This window comes from Bacillus jepli, from assembly GCF_047238305.1.
In the GTDB taxonomy this organism is placed as follows: Bacteria; Bacillota; Bacilli; order Bacillales; family Bacillaceae_L; genus Ferdinandcohnia.
Genome location: NZ_JBDFMO010000001.1, coordinates 3,928,788 through 3,945,113 on the forward strand (window position 1 = coordinate 3,928,788; position 16,326 = coordinate 3,945,113).

Annotated in this window: 15 protein-coding genes; 2 read left to right on the plus strand and 13 right to left on the minus strand. The window is 36.3% G+C overall.

Features of this window, described 5'->3' with window-relative positions:
* Window positions 1-8: 8 nt before the first annotated feature.
* The 12 genes from ABC371_RS20105 to ABC371_RS20160 all read right to left on the minus strand — a co-directional run bounded on the left by ABC371_RS20105 (window position 9) and on the right by ABC371_RS20160 (window position 12,235).
* Window positions 9-1,088, minus strand: coding sequence for a TRAP transporter substrate-binding protein (locus tag ABC371_RS20105; RefSeq protein WP_412898417.1), 1,080 nt, complete (start codon window positions 1,086-1,088; stop codon window positions 9-11).
* Window positions 1,089-1,200: 112 nt separating this feature from the next.
* Window positions 1,201-1,995, minus strand: a complete 795-nt coding sequence (locus ABC371_RS20110) for a citryl-CoA lyase (protein ID WP_412898418.1) — start codon at window positions 1,993-1,995, stop codon at window positions 1,201-1,203.
* A 122-nt stretch (window positions 1,996-2,117) separates the two neighbouring features.
* Window positions 2,118-3,122, minus strand: coding sequence for a LacI family DNA-binding transcriptional regulator (locus tag ABC371_RS20115; protein WP_412898419.1), 1,005 nt, complete (start codon window positions 3,120-3,122; stop codon window positions 2,118-2,120).
* A gap of 415 nt (window positions 3,123-3,537) precedes the next feature.
* Window positions 3,538-4,089 carry a Fe-S-containing hydro-lyase gene (locus ABC371_RS20120; RefSeq protein ID WP_412898420.1) on the minus strand — a complete coding sequence of 184 codons (552 nt, stop codon included), beginning with the start codon at window positions 4,087-4,089 and terminating at the stop codon, window positions 3,538-3,540.
* Between the two features lie 12 nt (window positions 4,090-4,101).
* Window positions 4,102-4,944, minus strand: a complete 843-nt coding sequence (locus ABC371_RS20125; protein ID WP_412898421.1) for a fumarate hydratase — start codon at window positions 4,942-4,944, stop codon at window positions 4,102-4,104.
* Between the two features lie 86 nt (window positions 4,945-5,030).
* Window positions 5,031-6,380 carry an MmgE/PrpD family protein gene (locus tag ABC371_RS20130; RefSeq protein WP_412898422.1) on the minus strand — a complete coding sequence of 450 codons (1,350 nt, stop codon included), beginning with the start codon at window positions 6,378-6,380 and terminating at the stop codon, window positions 5,031-5,033.
* Window positions 6,381-6,402: 22 nt separating this feature from the next.
* Window positions 6,403-7,275: an HpcH/HpaI aldolase/citrate lyase family protein gene (locus tag ABC371_RS20135; RefSeq protein ID WP_412898423.1), complete on the minus strand. Its 873-nt coding sequence runs from the start codon at window positions 7,273-7,275 to the stop codon at window positions 6,403-6,405.
* Window positions 7,276-7,279: 4 nt separating this feature from the next.
* A complete protein-coding gene (locus tag ABC371_RS20140; RefSeq protein WP_412898424.1) occupies window positions 7,280-7,948 on the minus strand; it encodes a GntR family transcriptional regulator in 669 nt (222 codons plus the stop codon).
* Window positions 7,949-7,988: 40 nt separating this feature from the next.
* On the minus strand, window positions 7,989-9,203 hold the full coding sequence (locus ABC371_RS20145; protein ID WP_412898425.1) for a CaiB/BaiF CoA transferase family protein: 1,215 nt from the start codon (window positions 9,201-9,203) through the stop codon (window positions 7,989-7,991).
* 58 nt (window positions 9,204-9,261) lie between these two features.
* Window positions 9,262-10,431 carry an acyl-CoA dehydrogenase family protein gene (locus ABC371_RS20150; RefSeq protein ID WP_412898426.1) on the minus strand — a complete coding sequence of 390 codons (1,170 nt, stop codon included), beginning with the start codon at window positions 10,429-10,431 and terminating at the stop codon, window positions 9,262-9,264.
* 60 nt (window positions 10,432-10,491) lie between these two features.
* Window positions 10,492-11,283, minus strand: a complete 792-nt coding sequence (locus tag ABC371_RS20155) for an enoyl-CoA hydratase/isomerase family protein (protein WP_412898427.1) — start codon at window positions 11,281-11,283, stop codon at window positions 10,492-10,494.
* A 28-nt stretch (window positions 11,284-11,311) separates the two neighbouring features.
* Window positions 11,312-12,235 (minus strand): hydroxymethylglutaryl-CoA lyase, encoded by a 924-nt coding sequence (locus tag ABC371_RS20160; protein WP_412898428.1) that lies wholly within the window; start codon window positions 12,233-12,235, stop codon window positions 11,312-11,314.
* 243 nt (window positions 12,236-12,478) lie between these two features.
* Here ABC371_RS20160 and ABC371_RS20165 point away from each other — a divergent pair, with 243 nt between their 5' ends.
* Together ABC371_RS20165 and ABC371_RS20170 are read left to right on the plus strand one after the other, a co-directional pair.
* The gene (locus ABC371_RS20165) at window positions 12,479-13,705 is read left to right on the plus strand and encodes an MFS transporter (RefSeq protein ID WP_412898429.1); all 1,227 of its coding nucleotides are present in this window, start codon (window positions 12,479-12,481) and stop codon (window positions 13,703-13,705) included.
* A gap of 125 nt (window positions 13,706-13,830) precedes the next feature.
* A complete protein-coding gene (locus tag ABC371_RS20170) occupies window positions 13,831-15,642 on the plus strand; it encodes an HD domain-containing phosphohydrolase (protein WP_412898430.1) in 1,812 nt (603 codons plus the stop codon).
* Window positions 15,643-15,652: 10 nt separating this feature from the next.
* Here ABC371_RS20170 and ABC371_RS20175 read toward each other — a convergent pair whose 3' ends face one another.
* The gene (locus ABC371_RS20175) at window positions 15,653-16,261 is read right to left on the minus strand and encodes a class I SAM-dependent methyltransferase (protein ID WP_412898431.1); all 609 of its coding nucleotides are present in this window, start codon (window positions 16,259-16,261) and stop codon (window positions 15,653-15,655) included.
* Window positions 16,262-16,326: the final 65 nt, after the last annotated feature.

A 16,326-nucleotide genomic window follows, 5' to 3' on the forward strand; every position in this document is an offset into this window, starting at 1 on the left:
CCTTACAATTATCGTATTTTTTCAAGCTCAGCATTAAACTGATCAATAGCTTCTTTCAGTTTATCAACATCTTTTAGTTCATTAATTGCTGGTTCAGTAAATTCTTCATAAAATTTTTCCCACTCAGCCAATTCATCTTCTGATAACTCAACTACTTTAATATTTCCAGTAGACTTAAACTCTTCGAAAACTTTTACTTCATCTTCTTCATAAATCTTTGCAAAGCTTGCGGAAACTTCATCACCAGCTTGTTTAAATGCATCTTTTACATTTTGTGGAAGGCTTTGATAGACCTGCTCATTGATTACAAGACCGCCTGAAAGTCCACCAAAATTAACATTTTGAATTCCGTACTTGATTAATTCACTTACCCCATAATCGCGTACACCTTGGCCATACCAGTTAACAACATCAATAACACCACGTTCGACAGCTTCATAAACCTCCGTTGATGATGTACTTACTGGAGTTGCACCAAGAGCTTCAATCGCTTTTGTAGCGATTCCACCAGGTGCTCTAACTTTTTCACCTTTCAAATCTTCAGGTACTCTAACTTCTTTACCAGTTGTAAAAAATTGATAAGGAGAAACTAAAAAGTTTGCAACTGGTCTAACACCATTATTTAAGTAGTCTGTTGTCAGCATTGGTTCTTGTTGAGAAATCGTATGTAATGCTACACCATCTTCGGCCGATTGATACATTCCTGGTAAACCGAACATATTTGCATTGATTGGCATGTTACTTGGATAATATGTCGAGAGATAGTAAGCAACGTCCATAACGCCATCTCTTGTTAGGTCAAGATAGTCAGCTGCTTTTCCTAGTTGCTCAGCTGGATAAAATTCAAATTCAACTTGACCATCTGTTAATTCTTCAACTTTTTCCATGAAAGGTTTAAAGAAATTTTGAGTCAACGTATGTGTCTCTGGTTGTATAGTAGCTAATTTTAACGTGATTTTTTCACCTGATTTTTCATTTGAGCTAGACCCTTCATCGCCTCCCTTAGCTGATTGTTGTCCTGAAGAACAAGCGGCGAATAGTAATAAGATACAAGACAGAATTGCAATAACTTTTAATTTTTTCAACATTTTTTCAACTCCCTTTTTTTAATGTAAATGTAATTTCTAAAATTGAATGGTGAAATTTCCTATTTTTTGCTTGAAATAACCACCCCCAAATAATATGAATCTAGCAAGCTAGTTAGCTGTTTTTTAAGCTAGTTTGTTCGTGAGGCTGATAATCTGTATTTTCCTCAATGTACTCAAAAAGTCGTTGGCCAATACTATTTTTTCTTCCATGCTCGATTTCCTCCGTAATATGAGAAATTAATCCAATTGCACGAGCACCAACCCCAAACGTTTTCACGATTCCATAATGAATATTCATATCAGATAGGATAGCTCCGATAGCTCCCACTACATTTACTGTAATTTCCTTTCCTCTTCTTTCATTAAATTGTCTACTGATTTCCTGAAGTAATTCTAGGTGAATTCCTTTAACCTGATACTCTTCCGCTAATTGATAGAGTTTAATGGTTCTGGGATCCTTAGGCTTATGAATTGGATGTCCAAATCCAGGTAATGCTTTTCCAGCAGCAGTGTACTCGTCTAATGTAAGTGCTGCAATTTCAGGAATTGATTTTCCTTCATGTTTTTGAACGGCTTTTTGCACCATTTCGGCAACATATTCCATCGCTCCAAGGTATACTGTCCCTGCACCGAGGAGCCCAGCAGCGATTGCCCCTTGTACAGATTCTGGAGCACCTAGGTATGTAAGTCTGGTTGATACAGAGCTAGGGGTGAAACCGTGTTCAGCAATTGCGACCATTACCGCATTTATCATATCTGATTCGTTTTTTGTTGGCATTCTATGGGTTGCACCTACGAAAGCCATATCTGCAAGAGTAGCAGTTCCAATTAAATCTTCTGCTAAATTAAATCCATGGTTATATACTGCGTCTTTCTCTGATGCACCAATACTTGTTTCAAATTTCATTTTCCATCACCTCTATTGTTTTTTGTAAAACGAAGCAATACAAAGACTATCTATGAGAAAACATGTTGTATAAAATAGTTTCAATACTTATTCGTTGAAGATTCACCTAGAATGATTGGTTATTAGTTAATTGATTTTACACTCTTTCTGATAATCAATTGGTGATCTTTCAGAATGGTTATTTTATTTACCTCTTGTTTATTTATCAATTTCAGCAAAGTACTGGCAGCTTTTCTACCCATGTCTTCGAGTGAAAATTTCACTGTTGTAAGGGGTGGATTTAAAATCGAGTTAAAATGTACATCATTAAATCCTATTATTGATAAATCATCAGGAACTCTTATACTTTTATCTCTAAAACACGCCATTGCTCCAAATGCGGTTCTAGTATTAGCAGTAAACACCGCCGTGAAAGGGTTTTCATTTTGTTCTAAAAGTTTTTCAATCCCATCATAAGCGCTGTCTTCTGTAAAATCGGTTTCGACAATTAAACTTTCGTTTACTGGAATACCATGTTCTATTAATGCATTTTTATAACCACTTAGCCTTCTAAATCCTATATCGGAATAAAATTTACCAGATAGATGAGCAATTTGTCGATGTCCATTTTCGATTAGGTAACTAACCGCACTTTTTGCTGCCGACTCATCATCACTACCAACACAATACTTCGCTTTGTTATGTAAACTGTTCATCAGAACATATGGAATATCGAAAGCATCTAGCCTTTTAATATCTTGGTCATCTATATTTGTAATGGCTATTATTATTCCATCTACTCGACCTTCGTTTATTAAATTAAAGTAAGACTTATTCGTTCTGTATTCCCCTGCACTTGTTACAATTAGGTGGTATCCATGCTGATCCAACACTTCTTCAACACCCTTGATCATTTGACTGTAGGCAGGATTATAAAAATTTCCAATAACCAAACCAAATGTTGAAGTTTTACCTAATTTCAATGCCCTTGCGTAAGCATTTGGTTTATAATTTAACTTTTTAACAGCCTGCAAAATTCTTTCTTTTGTATCTTCTGCAATAACCAAAGTAGGATCTTTATTTAAAAATCGGGAAACGGTTGTTATACCCACCCCCGCTTCTTTAGCCACATTTTTTAACGTAGACATTAGTTCCTCCAGATAAAAGTACTTTTAGACATTTAGTAAATGGTTTCAGTGAAACGTTGTAGTGTAACGATTTACCTGTAATTTATCATGGGTTTTTACAATTGTCAAATTATTTATTTTATTTATAATATTCTAAAATCATTATGTCATCAAAACTCTTTCGCTCTATATTATCGAAAGCGTTATTGTAAATATAAGGAACAATAAGATTTTTAAAACTTGTATATTTCAAAGAAATATTATTTGATAATATAAATTCTTACTATTTATCTTAAAATGTTTTTTAAATTTTTTATAAAAAATCCATGATTTTGGTTAAAAATCATGGAAAGATAAATTAATATTTTTATGTAAGGAGAAACTTAATGGGACTAATATACTTTCTACAAATTTTATAAGAACTAATTTGAATTCATTATAATTTGAATTGCTGTCTCCCCTTTTTATACAAATCATTACCATAAGAGTCATTAATCACAATCACTGGAAAATCAACGACTTCAATTTTTTGAATGGCTTCTGGGCCAAGATCGTCGTATGCGATTACCTCAACACTTTTTATCTTTTCTGAAATTAACGCTGCAGAACCACCAATAGCACCAAAGTATATACTTCTATTTTTCTTGATGGATTGAATGACTTCATCATTCCGGAATCCCTTACCAATCATCCCTTTTAATCCTAAATCTAGTAGTGTAGGAGCATATTTATCCATTCTTTCACTGGTTGTTGGGCCAGCCGATCCAATTATCTGTCCGGGCTTTGCAGGTGTTGGACCAACGTAATAAATGACTTGACCTTCTATGGGAATTGGCAGTTGACCGTTCTTTTCCAATGACTCAATCATTCTTTTATGTGCTGCATCCCTAGCTGTAAATAATGTGCCAGTTAATAAAACTCGATCTCCGGCAATTAATGTTTGGACGACTCCATCCTCAAATGGAACTTTTATTTTTTTGACTGACATTTTTCTTTCTCCTTAAAGTATTGCTTCTTTGTGTCGACTCGCATGGCAATTTAGATTAACAGCAACTGGAAGTGCAGCAATATGACAAGGAGCCATTTCGATTTTTACATCAAGTGCTGTTGTAGTACCCCCATATCCCTGCGGCCCAATTCCTAACTTATTTATCTCTACAATTAATTCTTCCTCTAATTTAGCAATCTCTGGCAGTTTACTTCTTTCACCAATTGGGTTGAATAATGCTTTCTTAGCCAGATATGCACAATACTCAAAATTGCCGCCAATTCCAATACCAACAACTAAAGGTGGGCACGCATTTGGTCCTGCCTCTTCAACTGTTTCTAAAATAAACTTTTTTACTCCCTCTATACCATCTGAGGGCATAAGCATTTTCAATCGGCTCATATTTTCCGCACCGCCGCCTTTGGCAGTCATCATAATCTTTAATTGGTTTCCTGGAACAAATTCTACATGGATGACAGCAGGGGTGTTGTCACCTGTATTTTTTCTTTCTAATGGATGGCTAACGATAGAGTTTCTTAAAAATCCATCTCTATACCCCTTTTTCACTCCCTCATTTATAGCATCATGAAGGGTTCCACCTTCAACGAAGACTTCTTGTCCGTATTCAACAATAAATACCGCTACACCTGTATCTTGGCACATTGGAACTCGATTAGAGGTAGCTAAATCTGCATTACGAATGAGTTGTTTAAGCACGTCTTTCCCAATTTCTGAACGTTCTTTATTTATGGCGTCTTTAAATGCACTCAATACATCTTTGCCTAAATCGTAGTTTGCGCTGATACATAATTCAGCTACTTTTTCGACAATATCTTGATAAAGAATCTTCTTCATATTTGTCCTACTTTCCTTTATCCAAATCAATAAAATAAAAGAAATACAATTTCCTCCATGTAGAAAATTGCATTTCTTTTTTACTGTTAACTTAGCACCTCATTTGTAGAGAAAAACGTCTCCACATTTAGGATTTTATTTACATTCATTATTTTTTGAACCATCGATTCTTGTTCATTTATCGACAATGCGCTGGCAAGTGTTCGAAATTTCTTTATTAATTCGTCGGCAGTAATTCCCACTTCAGGATCACCTTTTGGATAATTCGTTTCTAAAGATAGCAAGTCTCCATTATTCAGTTCAATTTCAACCTTTGATCCCCATTTTTCTGGATAGGCTTCGTTAATATCATAATCCACAGAGACTTCAATTTTCTCCATGATTTGACGGATTTCCTGATCTTCTAGTGCCTCTTGTGTAAAATCATGAAGTCCTGCACTACCGTTTTTTAATCCTAAAGCTACACAATATTGCACGCTAAATTTCGCTGCGTAAATAGTTGTTGGGTTAGGATTATCTGTAATATCTAATACAACTTGATACGTCTTTACTTTAATCTTCTTTACGTCTTTTGTTTGAAGCTGGTGTTCATTTTTTAAATCAATCATTAAATCGACTGAAGGATGAGTATGTCGACATGAAGCATGAATCTTGAATGAGTTCTCGATAATTTTAAAAATTTCTCCTAAACCATCGGTTATCCGAGATTCATTAAATTCAGAGGACATGGCATGAAAGAATCCTCTTTTTCCTTCTAGGATTTTACTTGCTGAAGTAAAACCTTTCTCAGCTAAAAGTGCTGCGGTTACGCCATTAGCTGCTGCCTTTGCAGTGTGAAGCTGTTTGGACATCGCCCCGTCTTCTATGAATTCCCACAATCCAGCAGCTTGAGTTCCTGCACTACCAAGTGTATAAATTATTTGTTCCTCGTTTAAGTCTAATAGTTTCGCAGCTGCCACAGCAGCACCAAAAGTTCCACAGGTTGCAGTATTGTGCCAATAATAATAGTGTGACGGAGAAACTGCTTCTCCGATTCGGTAACAGACATCATATCCTAATGCTACCGCTGTAATTAAGTCTTTGCCGCTCTTTCCTTTCGCCTCAGCGATACTTAATGCAGCAGGAATGACTACTGTACCAGCATGTACAATTGATTGTTTATGAATATCATCTAATTCGACAATATGGCTAGCGGCACCATTAAGCAAGGCAGCATTTACCATCGACGACTTCCCACCCGTTACGAGAGAAGATTGAGATTTTCCACCCATTTCATCCACAAACTCAGCAATCATCTGAATCGGTACTTTATCCTTTCCCGCTACTGCTGAACCGTACCAATCTAGAATACAAAGTTTTGTAAACTCTACAACGTCAGAAGACAAATCCTCATATGTGGTTTTCTTAATAAACTTCGCCAATGCTTCACTTAGCATTTTCATTTCACTCCCATTTCACCTATTCTGTTAATCCGAGTAATTTAGCCTTTGCGTAAATCTTTTGAGCCCTCTTAACTACAGGATAATCTATCATTTTCCCATTTAATTGGATAGCAGCTTTTCCTTCATTACTTGCTCTATTAAAAGCTGAAATCACTTCTTTTGCTTCCATAATTTCAGTTTCACTCGGAGTAAATACCTCATTTATTATCGAAATTTGGTTAGGATGGATTGACAATTTACCTTGAAATCCTAACTCTTTGACAAATTTAGACTCATGTTTTAATGATGTATTGTCATTAACATCAATAAAAACAGTATCTATTGGGGCTTCAATACCTGCTACTCTTGAAGCAATAACTAGTTGTGAGCGGGCATATAGTAACTCCATACCTGATGCAGTTATTGTTGCGTTAATATCAAGTGTATAATCGATTGCGCCAAAGGCTAAATGGTTAATTCTTGTCGAAGATTTAGCTATTTCAACAGAATAGTAAATTCCTAGTGCTGACTCAATTAGTGGAACAATGCTAGTAGAACCTTTCTTAATTCCATGGATGTCTTCTAATTCATCTAGAATCGTTTCTACACTTAGTATATCTTCCGGACCATTTACTATGGGAAGGACGATACCTTTTAAACCCTTTACAAAAACAGATTGGATATCTTTTACAAAATAGTTTGTATTTATATCATTTACCCGAACAAAGTTTTGCAAATGACTATATTCTAGAATACTGTTTGCAACAATCTGTCGTGCTCGATCCTTTTCTGTGTATGGGACTGAGTCTTCAAGATCAAAGATGTAAACGTCCGCATCTAGTTCTTTTACTTTTCTGACCCTTCTATGTTGATTTCCAGGAATGAACATCCATGATCGAAAAATTGTCATTTATCTATTCCCCGCTAGCGTTTCTCAAAAATTTTTCAACAAGACTGTTTCCAGTTCTTTCAATATGCATACCTAGCAACATAGATGCCTTCTCGCTATCCTTGTTAAGGATTGCGGTTAATATTTCTTTATGCTCGGCATTGGATTTTTGTACTTGTTCAGGTAGTAAATGAGGTGTGTGCTGTGGGAATCCATTCCACAACGTTTCGATAAAAGAAAGTAGCCTATTCCATGAGCAACCTTTAATCATTAAACGGTGAAATTCTATATTTGCTGAAACAAAGACTTCTACATTTTCACTTTGTTCCATTTCTGAAAGCTTTTCTTTTAATTGATTTAAGTCCGATTCTGTTAATCTAGGAATACTTAGCGAAAGAGCAAGTTTTTCTAATTCTGCTCTAAGTGTGTAAATCTCCTTTATGTCCTCGATGGTGATTGACTTAACAATCGCACCTCTGTGAGGTTCAATCGTCACTAACCCCTCTAACTCTAACTTTTTTAAAGCCTCCCTAATAGGCATTCGACTAACACCTAATTGTTCAGCTAAAGTAGATTGGACCAACTTTTCATCTGGTTGATATTCTCCATTTAATATTTTATTACGCAATATATTAACGACCTTCGTGGGTAACATGTCTTGATTACTTAATCGCAATGGCATTTTTTCCATCATTAAGCACCTCAAACCTTTCATTTAGCAAAAAGGGATATTGTTAATGTGCTTTACTACTATCTTTCTCGTTCTGGATAATCCCTCTCATTAATAGCTGGTTTATTTTGTCTTGACTATATCCAAGACTCTCCATTATGCTTCTTGTATCTTCACCCAACACCGGTGGAGCTTTTGTGATTTTGACCTCTGAAGTACTTAATTCAAAAGGCAATCTTGGAAGCTTTAAATCTGGTATATTTGAATGTGAAATTTCACTCCACATGTTTAATGCGTTCACTTGTTCATCCTCTACAACTTCGGAAATCTTCTTTACTTTTGAGCTTGGAACTCCTGCATCAGCCAATAAATCAATCCACTCATCTGCTGACCTAGATTGTAAAATATTTTCAATAGCCTCTTTTAATTCCTCTTGGTTTTCAACACGCTTTGAATTACTCGAAAACCGTGGTTCTGTTATCCAATTTTCTTTCCCTATAACCTTGCATAACTTAGCAAACAATGAGTTATTTGAAATACCAATCATAATATGAGTGTCACTTGCAAGGAACGCTCCATATGGTGCAAATGCTGTATGACCTGCCCCATTCTTTTTAGGTTCCTTACCAGTTGCAAGCCAAGAAAGCATATGATATCCGACCCAGAAAACACCTGTTTCATATAAAGATGTCGTAACCAATTGGCCTTCTCCAGTTTTTTCCTTGTGAAGTAGAGCAGAAATAATACCGATTGCCCCCCACATAGCACTACCTTGATCGAGTACAGAAACTGGAACCCGTGCTAAATCAGAACCTTCTGTTCCATTAATACCAATAATACCTGCATCGGCTTGTGCAATTGCGTCATATCCAGGTTGGTTGCGCATCGGTCCATCCTGGCCATATGCCGAAAGTGAGCAATAGATTAAAGAAGGATTCATCTCTTTTAACTTTTCATAACCTAATCCCATTTTTTCAGCTTTAGAGTATCGGAAGTTTTCCACAAATATGTCAGCATCTTTTACCAATTCATACACAATTTCTCGACCTTCTTCTTGTTTAAGGTCGATTGCAATTGATTGCTTATTCCGGTTAATGTGGAGAAAATAAACACCTTCGCCTTCCAAAAACGGACCCATTCCTCTTGAATCATCCCCTGTATTCGGTCGTTCTACTTTAATAATTTCTGCACCTAAGTCCGCTAAAATCATAGTTAAAGTAGGACCAGATATGTTTGTTGTTACATCTACTACCTTTATTCCGTTCAATGGCCCAGCCATTCTTAGTTCCTCCCTCCATCCAGTGCACCTATTAAGGCCCACCTGGTAAATTTAAGGCTTAATATGAGCGTGGTAATCCAAGAACATGCTGACCAACAAAGCTAACTACTAGATTATTTGAAATTGGTGCAACAATGAAGAGACGAGCTTCCCTGAACTTTCTCTCAATATTGTATTCTTTTGCAAAACCGTAACCACCGTACGTGTCCATTGCTGCATTTGCTGCGCGCCAAGTCGCCTCAGAAGTAAGATACTTAGCCATATTGGCCTCTTCGCCACAATTAATTCCTTCATCAAACATTTCAGCCGCTTTATCTCTCATCAATTTTGCAGCTTGGATATCCATATATGCCTTAGCAATAGGGAACTGAACACCCTGGTTTTGTCCAATCGGTCTATTAAATACAACACGTTCGTTTGCATACTGTACAGACTTATCAATAAAGTAAAGGCCATCACCTACAGATTCAGAAGCGATAAGAATACGTTCTGCATTCATTCCACTTAATACATATTTGAATCCTTTCCCCTCTTCACCAATTAAGTTCTCAACTGGGATCTCTACATTTTCAAAAAATACTTCCGTTGTTGCATGGTTAATCATGGCATCAATTGGACGAATATCAATGTTGGCAGCTTGCTCCTTCATATCTAGTAAAAAGAGACTTAAGCCATCTGTTTTCTTTTTCACCTGTTCCTTTGGAGTTGTTCGTGCTAGTAAAAGCATTAAATCTGAGTGCTCTGCTCTTGATGTCCATATTTTTTGACCATTTACAATGTACTTATCTCCTCTACGTTCTGCAAATGTTTCTATGCTTGTTGTATCACTTCCTGCCGTTGGCTCTGTAATTCCAAAGGCTTGTAGGCGAAGTTCACCACTAGCAATCTTAGGAAGATAACGTTGCTTTTGATCCTCATTCCCATGTCTAAGAACTGCGCCCATTGTATACATTTGTGCGTGACAAGCACCTGAATTCCCACCAGAACGATTGATTTCTTCTAAAATAATTCCGGCTTCCTTCATTCCAAGACCAGCACCACCGTACTCTTCGGGAATTAATACTGAAAGCCATCCTTCCTCTGTTAGCGCCTTAACAAATGCAGTTGGGTATGCATCCCTTTCATCTAATTCTCTCCAGTAGTCTTCAGGAAAGCGCTCACATAAAGCTCGAACACTCTTACGAATCATTTCCTGTTCATCTGTTTCAGCTATAAATGTTTTTACCATATTAGTACCCTCCAATAATATTCGTTTTTATTAAAATGATATTTTTATAGACTCTATATTTTATTTGCCCATCCATTGCGGAGCACGTTTTTCATTAAAAGCACGTATTCCTTCTACCCTATCTTCTGAATTCGCACATTTATAATACGCTTCAAGCTCTAGCGCAATCCCTGTCGTTAAATCCGTCTCAGTACCTTTATTCACCGCTTTCTTTAAAGAAATTAACGATAATGGCGCGTTTTTAGCGATGCTTTCTGCTAGCACTAGCGTTTCTTCGAGAAGATTGTCAGCTGAGCAGACTTTATTTACTAAGCCCCATTGTTTTGCTTCATTAGAGGTAATTCTTTTGCCTGTATAGAGGATTTCTTTGGCAATTCCAATCGGAACAAGACGTGATAATAACTGTGTTCCACCAATACCGGGAATAATTCCTAGTTTTGCCTCAGGCAAACCTAGGCTAGCGTTTTCAGATGCTGTTCTAAGGTCACAGCTCAATGATATTTCTAAACCTCCGCCTAGCGCATAGCCATTTATTGCAGCAATTACCGGAAATGGAAAGTCTCTAAGACTTTCGGTCACTTTTTCAAAAGCATCATGCTGTATTTTCCAGTCCTTTTGAGACATGCCATTCCGTTCTTTCAAATCAGCACCTACGCAGAAGCTTTTTGAACCAGCACCTGTAAGTACTAATACACGAATATTCTCATCATATTTTAAGTCTTGAAGAATATCGATTAATTCTAGTGCCATCTGGGTATTCATCGCATTCATGGAATCTGGTCTGTTAAGAGTCAAAATGGCAATATTTTGTTTTTTTTCAAGATGGATTGTTTCAAATGTTTTTACAGACATAAGATCATCATCTCCCTATTTTTAATGGTTATCTTGGAAGCGGATACAATTTAGAGCTCTTTCCAGCTTTGGCTACTTGACCTGGCAGTTCATGTTCTAAAATATCACTTAACTTTTGAGACGCTTGTATCAATTTATCAAGATCAATAGCTGTTCCAACACCCATTTCTTCGAGCATATTTACAACATCCTCAGTACAAACATTCCCAGTAGCTCCTGGTGCAAAAGGACAACCACCTATACCACCTAATGAGGCATCAAATACAGTAATCCCTGATTCAAGGGCTGCAACAATATTTGCTAATCCCATACCTCGGGTATTATGAAAATGGCAACCAAATTCAAAATGCTTCCATTCAGCAAGTACACTTTTTGTTAAGTGATATACTTGTTTTGGGTTAGCCATTCCTGTTGTATCTGCGAGTGTGATTCGATTGATGTTGTATTGAAGCAAGTTTTCTATGATAGTTAAAATGCGTTCTGGGGGAACTGTCCCTTCAAATGGACAGCCAAACGAAGTGCCAATTGTAACATTCATTCTCATATTGTGATTAGTTGCGTAATCCATTAAGTATTTAAAGCCTTCTAATGATTGTTCAGTTGTTTGACTGACATTTTGTAAATTATGTGAATCACTTGCAGAAAGCACATAATTGACAGATGTAACACCATTTTCTTTAGCAATCTCTAATCCTTTACTATTCGGAATAAGAGCAACTAATTTAGGATTACCGAAAAGAACCTTTAATCTTGAATAGAAATCTGCAGTGTTTGCCATTTGAGGTACAAGCTTTGGGTGAACAAAAGAGCCAAATTCAACTTCTGGAATTTTTGCTTCTTTTAGTAATTGAAAAATTTCTACCTTCTCATCGACCGTTAGAGTTTTTGGCTCTAATTGTAGTCCGTCCCTTAAACCTACCTCATTAATACTTACCTGATCAACTACATTCATTGAATATATTCCTCCAGTAAGCTTCTTGTTAATTTCATTCCTATAAATAGGATACTGTATCCAATTACTAATTTCAACATTATTTCGAATTTTCTAATAAAAATATATTGCAATACTTTTTTAAAAAATCTCTTTTATAGTAAAGTTTAATGTTAAGCGCTTTTTTAAGAGATTTCTTTCGATTCTATATATAATGCTGATATAATCATTATCAGCATCACTTTTAGGAAAAGGGGAAATCCATTGGAAGAAACAAAAAATCATTCAGAAAAATTATGGACGAAATATTATTTTCTAACGTTTGTTTATGCGATGTCTACACAAATTGCAAATAATATGCTTATGACGGGTCTCCCCTTATATGCAATCCATCTAGGTGGCGATAATTCGATTTCAGGTATGCTTTTTGGTTTCTTCATGTTTGTAGCGATCCTATTTAGACCTCTTTTCGGAAAAATAATAGATGAAAAGAGTCGTAGAATTGTGTTAATTATTGGAGCTGTGGTAACCGCATTTATTACTCTTTCATACGTTGTTGCATTTTCGATTGGCCTTCTGTTGGTTATGAGAAGTTTACACGGCATAGGTTTCAGTGCCACTACCAATGCATCCGGGACTGTTATTTCGGATATTGTGCCAAAACGTCGGTTGGCAGAAGGTGTTGGTTATTTTGGGTTATCCAATACACTCGCAACGGCAGTGGGACCAGCTTTAAGTATCTATCTTATTCAACAATTTAATTATCAAGTACTTTTCATCGTTGCCGGTTTGATTGGCTTGATTTCGATTCTTTGTAGCTTATTTATTACATATGAAAAAGGAAAAACAAACATCGAACGTGAAACATCAACTCGAAAACGAAAAATCTCAGAACTGCTCTATGAAAAAACAGCTCTTCCAACAGCTTTAGTAACAGCTTTTGTTTATGTTGGAATGGGTGTAGCGTTAACCTTTATCCCAACCTTCGCCCTATCTTTAGGAATCGAAGACATCGGTTTTTATTATACGGTTTATTCTATTTCCCTATTATTCACGAGAATTGTTGGAGGGAAATTGGCCGATAAATATGGAAGTTCTTTGGTCATTATCCCTGGATTAATCATTATGACGCTCTCATTCGTGGTTTTAGCCTATGCTAATTCCTTAAGTGATTTCATCCTATCAGGCATCCTATACGGATTAGGATTAGGTTTTGTAGAGCCAGCTTTAAATGCTGTCATGATTAAGCTTTGCCCTCCTAATCGAAGAGGCGCAGGGAACTCGACGTTTTTCACTGCCAAAGATGTGGGGAGTGGAATCGGAGCTTTATGTTTAGGCTTTATTTCCCTTCATGCTGGCTTCAAAGCGGTCTTTTTATATAGTGCATTAAGTATGATCTTCGCATTTTTTGCATATGTATTCATCCTGCGAAGGCAAATAATAGATGTAAATACAACAGAAAGCTCAAATATACAGAAAGCATCAGTATAGAATCATAGATGTGCCAGGTGCCCCAAAGGTTCCTGGCATTTTGCATGTTTTTTGAATAGAAGGAAAAAATGAAGGGGTAATTGGCAATATGTAATCAACTAACTTGAAATAGATGGAGTAGGATTATGCTACATAAAATATCCCTTATTTTATTCATTTCCCTTTTTATGTTTTTTATGGGAGGATGTCAAAACCAACAGGAAACACCAATCAAAAATGGAGAAATCGTGATCCAACCAAAAGATGAGATAATAAATTTAGCCGGAAACTGGACTTTTTATCCTCATCAATTATTGAGACCGAGTGAATTAGAGTCCGAAAAAAATCCTTCGAAACATTCTATGAAAGTTCCAGGTTATTGGGGTACTCATAATGGGTACGGAACCTATCAATTGGATATTTACTTTCCTATAAATTCGCTTGGGCAAACAAAGGCAATCTATATACCTCAAGTTTTCAGTGCTTATACATTATGGATTAATAATCAACTGGTTATAGAAAACGGGAAGGTTGCAAAAACAAAAAGCCAAATGGTACCTAAAGGGATTCCAAAAGTAATCTTTTTCAATGTTGAAAAGGAGAATACACAGGTTCTCTTGCAAGTATCCAATTTTCATTTTCGTGATACTGGAATTATGGGACCAGTTTTATTAGGAAATCCCTCTGAAATTGTATATAAGTCGAAACGTGATACGTTTATTGAATGGTTTAGTATTGGTGCTTTTCTAATTATCAGTTTTAATCATCTAAATCTATTTTTTAACCGAAGAAAAGACCGTGTGCCTCTCTATTTTGGACTATTTTGTCTCGTTTATGGTTTTAGAATCTTATTAGTAGGACAAACCTCAATTTTGGACTTTTTTCCTGATTTAAGCTGGAATGTTGTGCTTAAATTAAATTTCATGGCCATTTTTTGTAGTGTACTCCTTTTTATGAAGTATTTTTCGTTAAAATTCCCTAATGGACAAAAGAAACTCCCGGTTCAGATCGTGATGTTTCTTTCCGTATTTTGTATAGTAATCGTCATGGTTACGGAACCAATTTTTTTTACAAACCTAGTTTATATTCTCTATCTTTTATTACTTATCACGTTTTCTTACCTACTGTACCTAATCATGAAAGGCATCAAATTGAAGCAGGTTGGCGCATATGTAATTGGTCTATCGCTTTTAATATTGATTGGTACAGTGATCAATGATCTTATGTATGACGCCCAAATGATTAATACCACCATTTTGTCACCACTTGGAATTGTTGCCTTTATTGGGGCCCAATCCATTATCATAACAAAAAGATATGCTGTCTCGTTTTCTGAGAATGAAATGCTATCAAGTGAACTTGAAGCCACCCAAAAGGAAATCTTATTTACACTCGGGGAAATAACAGAAACCCGTTCAAAAGAAACCGGTAACCACGTTAGACGGGTAGCCGAATTCTCTAAATTATTGGCATTAAAATATGGCTTGTCCCATGAAGAGGCAGAACTACTAAAAAGTGCTTCACCCTTACACGATGTTGGGAAAATAGGTATTCCTGATTCAATCTTAACCAAACCTGAAAAATTAACAAAAGAAGAATTTGAAATGATGAAAACTCATACAACCATTGGGTATCAAATGTTAAAACATTCGAACCGTAAAATCTTGGAGGCTGCAGCGATAATCGCGTTGACCCATCATGAAAAATATGATGGTAGCGGTTATCCAGGAGGCTTGAAAGGTGAAGAAATCCCCTTATACGGAAGAATTGCCGCGATTTCAGATGTATTTGATGCCTTAAGCAACGATCGAGTTTATAAAAAGGCATGGGAAATTGAAAGGATAATGGAATACTTCAGGGAACAAAAAGGAAAACATTTTGATCCTCAACTAGTCGACCTCTTTTTGGAGAATATCAATGAATTTGTTGCGATTAAGGAGTCTTTTAATGGTAATTAATACGGTTGTTTTACTGAACTGACTTTGCCCAAATAAGATGAACAGCATTTAACAGGTAATGCTCTGATTTAACGATGGATAGTGGAGATTGTTGCACAAGCTTCAGAATGTCGCGATTCATATGACACCCTACCTTCTTCATATGAAAAGAGTTTGTTTTATGTTGAAGCCAGGCAACGAATGAGTTGGTGCTAATCCCATGTTCATAGAGAAGAATCTTCCCATCCTCCTTACACCAGGAAGCCATTCTCTTAAGTACCTTTTCAGGATGTGGATATGAGCAAAGAGACAATGTTGAGATAACGGTATCATACGTTTTTTCAGGAAGAGCGATCTCTTCCACATTTCCAAGTCGAAAATCGACTTGACGTCCTTGTTCCGCTGCCACGATCTTTGCTTGGTCAATCATTAAAGGACTAAAATCAACCGCAGTGATTCTCGATGATCTTGGATAAAATTGAAAGTTCATTCCCGCTCCAACCGATAATTCCAAGATATCACCTGTAGCTGACTGTAGAAGCTTACTCCTCAGTCGAAAATCCATATTTTTTTGTTTGGCTCGTTTATAATACTTACCCGCTTGCTTATTAAAGATCTCAACTTGACGTTCGATGTTCATTTTTAACACCCCCATTTTTAGATATGTATGTTTGTAACTTTTATCGATTACAATAATTGTAAGGT

Bases quoted from the DNA above. Each gene is read 5' to 3' on its own strand.
- ABC371_RS20105 (WP_412898417.1), bottom strand. From the start codon at position 1,088: ATGTTGAAAAAATTAAAAGTTATTGCAATTCTGTCTTGTATCTTATTA.
- ABC371_RS20110 (WP_412898418.1), bottom strand. From the start codon at position 1,995: ATGAAATTTGAAACAAGTATTGGTGCATCAGAGAAAGACGCAGTATAT.
- ABC371_RS20115 (WP_412898419.1), bottom strand. From the start codon at position 3,122: ATGTCTACGTTAAAAAATGTGGCTAAAGAAGCGGGGGTGGGTATAACA.
- ABC371_RS20120 (WP_412898420.1), bottom strand. From the start codon at position 4,089: ATGTCAGTCAAAAAAATAAAAGTTCCATTTGAGGATGGAGTCGTCCAA.
- ABC371_RS20125 (WP_412898421.1), bottom strand. From the start codon at position 4,944: ATGAAGAAGATTCTTTATCAAGATATTGTCGAAAAAGTAGCTGAATTA.
- ABC371_RS20130 (WP_412898422.1), bottom strand. From the start codon at position 6,380: ATGCTAAGTGAAGCATTGGCGAAGTTTATTAAGAAAACCACATATGAG.
- ABC371_RS20135 (WP_412898423.1), bottom strand. From the start codon at position 7,275: ATGACAATTTTTCGATCATGGATGTTCATTCCTGGAAATCAACATAGA.
- ABC371_RS20140 (WP_412898424.1), bottom strand. From the start codon at position 7,948: ATGATGGAAAAAATGCCATTGCGATTAAGTAATCAAGACATGTTACCC.
- ABC371_RS20145 (WP_412898425.1), bottom strand. From the start codon at position 9,203: ATGGCTGGGCCATTGAACGGAATAAAGGTAGTAGATGTAACAACAAAC.
- ABC371_RS20150 (WP_412898426.1), bottom strand. From the start codon at position 10,431: ATGGTAAAAACATTTATAGCTGAAACAGATGAACAGGAAATGATTCGT.
- ABC371_RS20155 (WP_412898427.1), bottom strand. From the start codon at position 11,283: ATGTCTGTAAAAACATTTGAAACAATCCATCTTGAAAAAAAACAAAAT.
- ABC371_RS20160 (WP_412898428.1), bottom strand. From the start codon at position 12,235: ATGAATGTAGTTGATCAGGTAAGTATTAATGAGGTAGGTTTAAGGGAC.
- ABC371_RS20170 (WP_412898430.1), top strand. From the start codon at position 13,831: ATGCTACATAAAATATCCCTTATTTTATTCATTTCCCTTTTTATGTTT.
- ABC371_RS20175 (WP_412898431.1), bottom strand. From the start codon at position 16,261: ATGAACATCGAACGTCAAGTTGAGATCTTTAATAAGCAAGCGGGTAAG.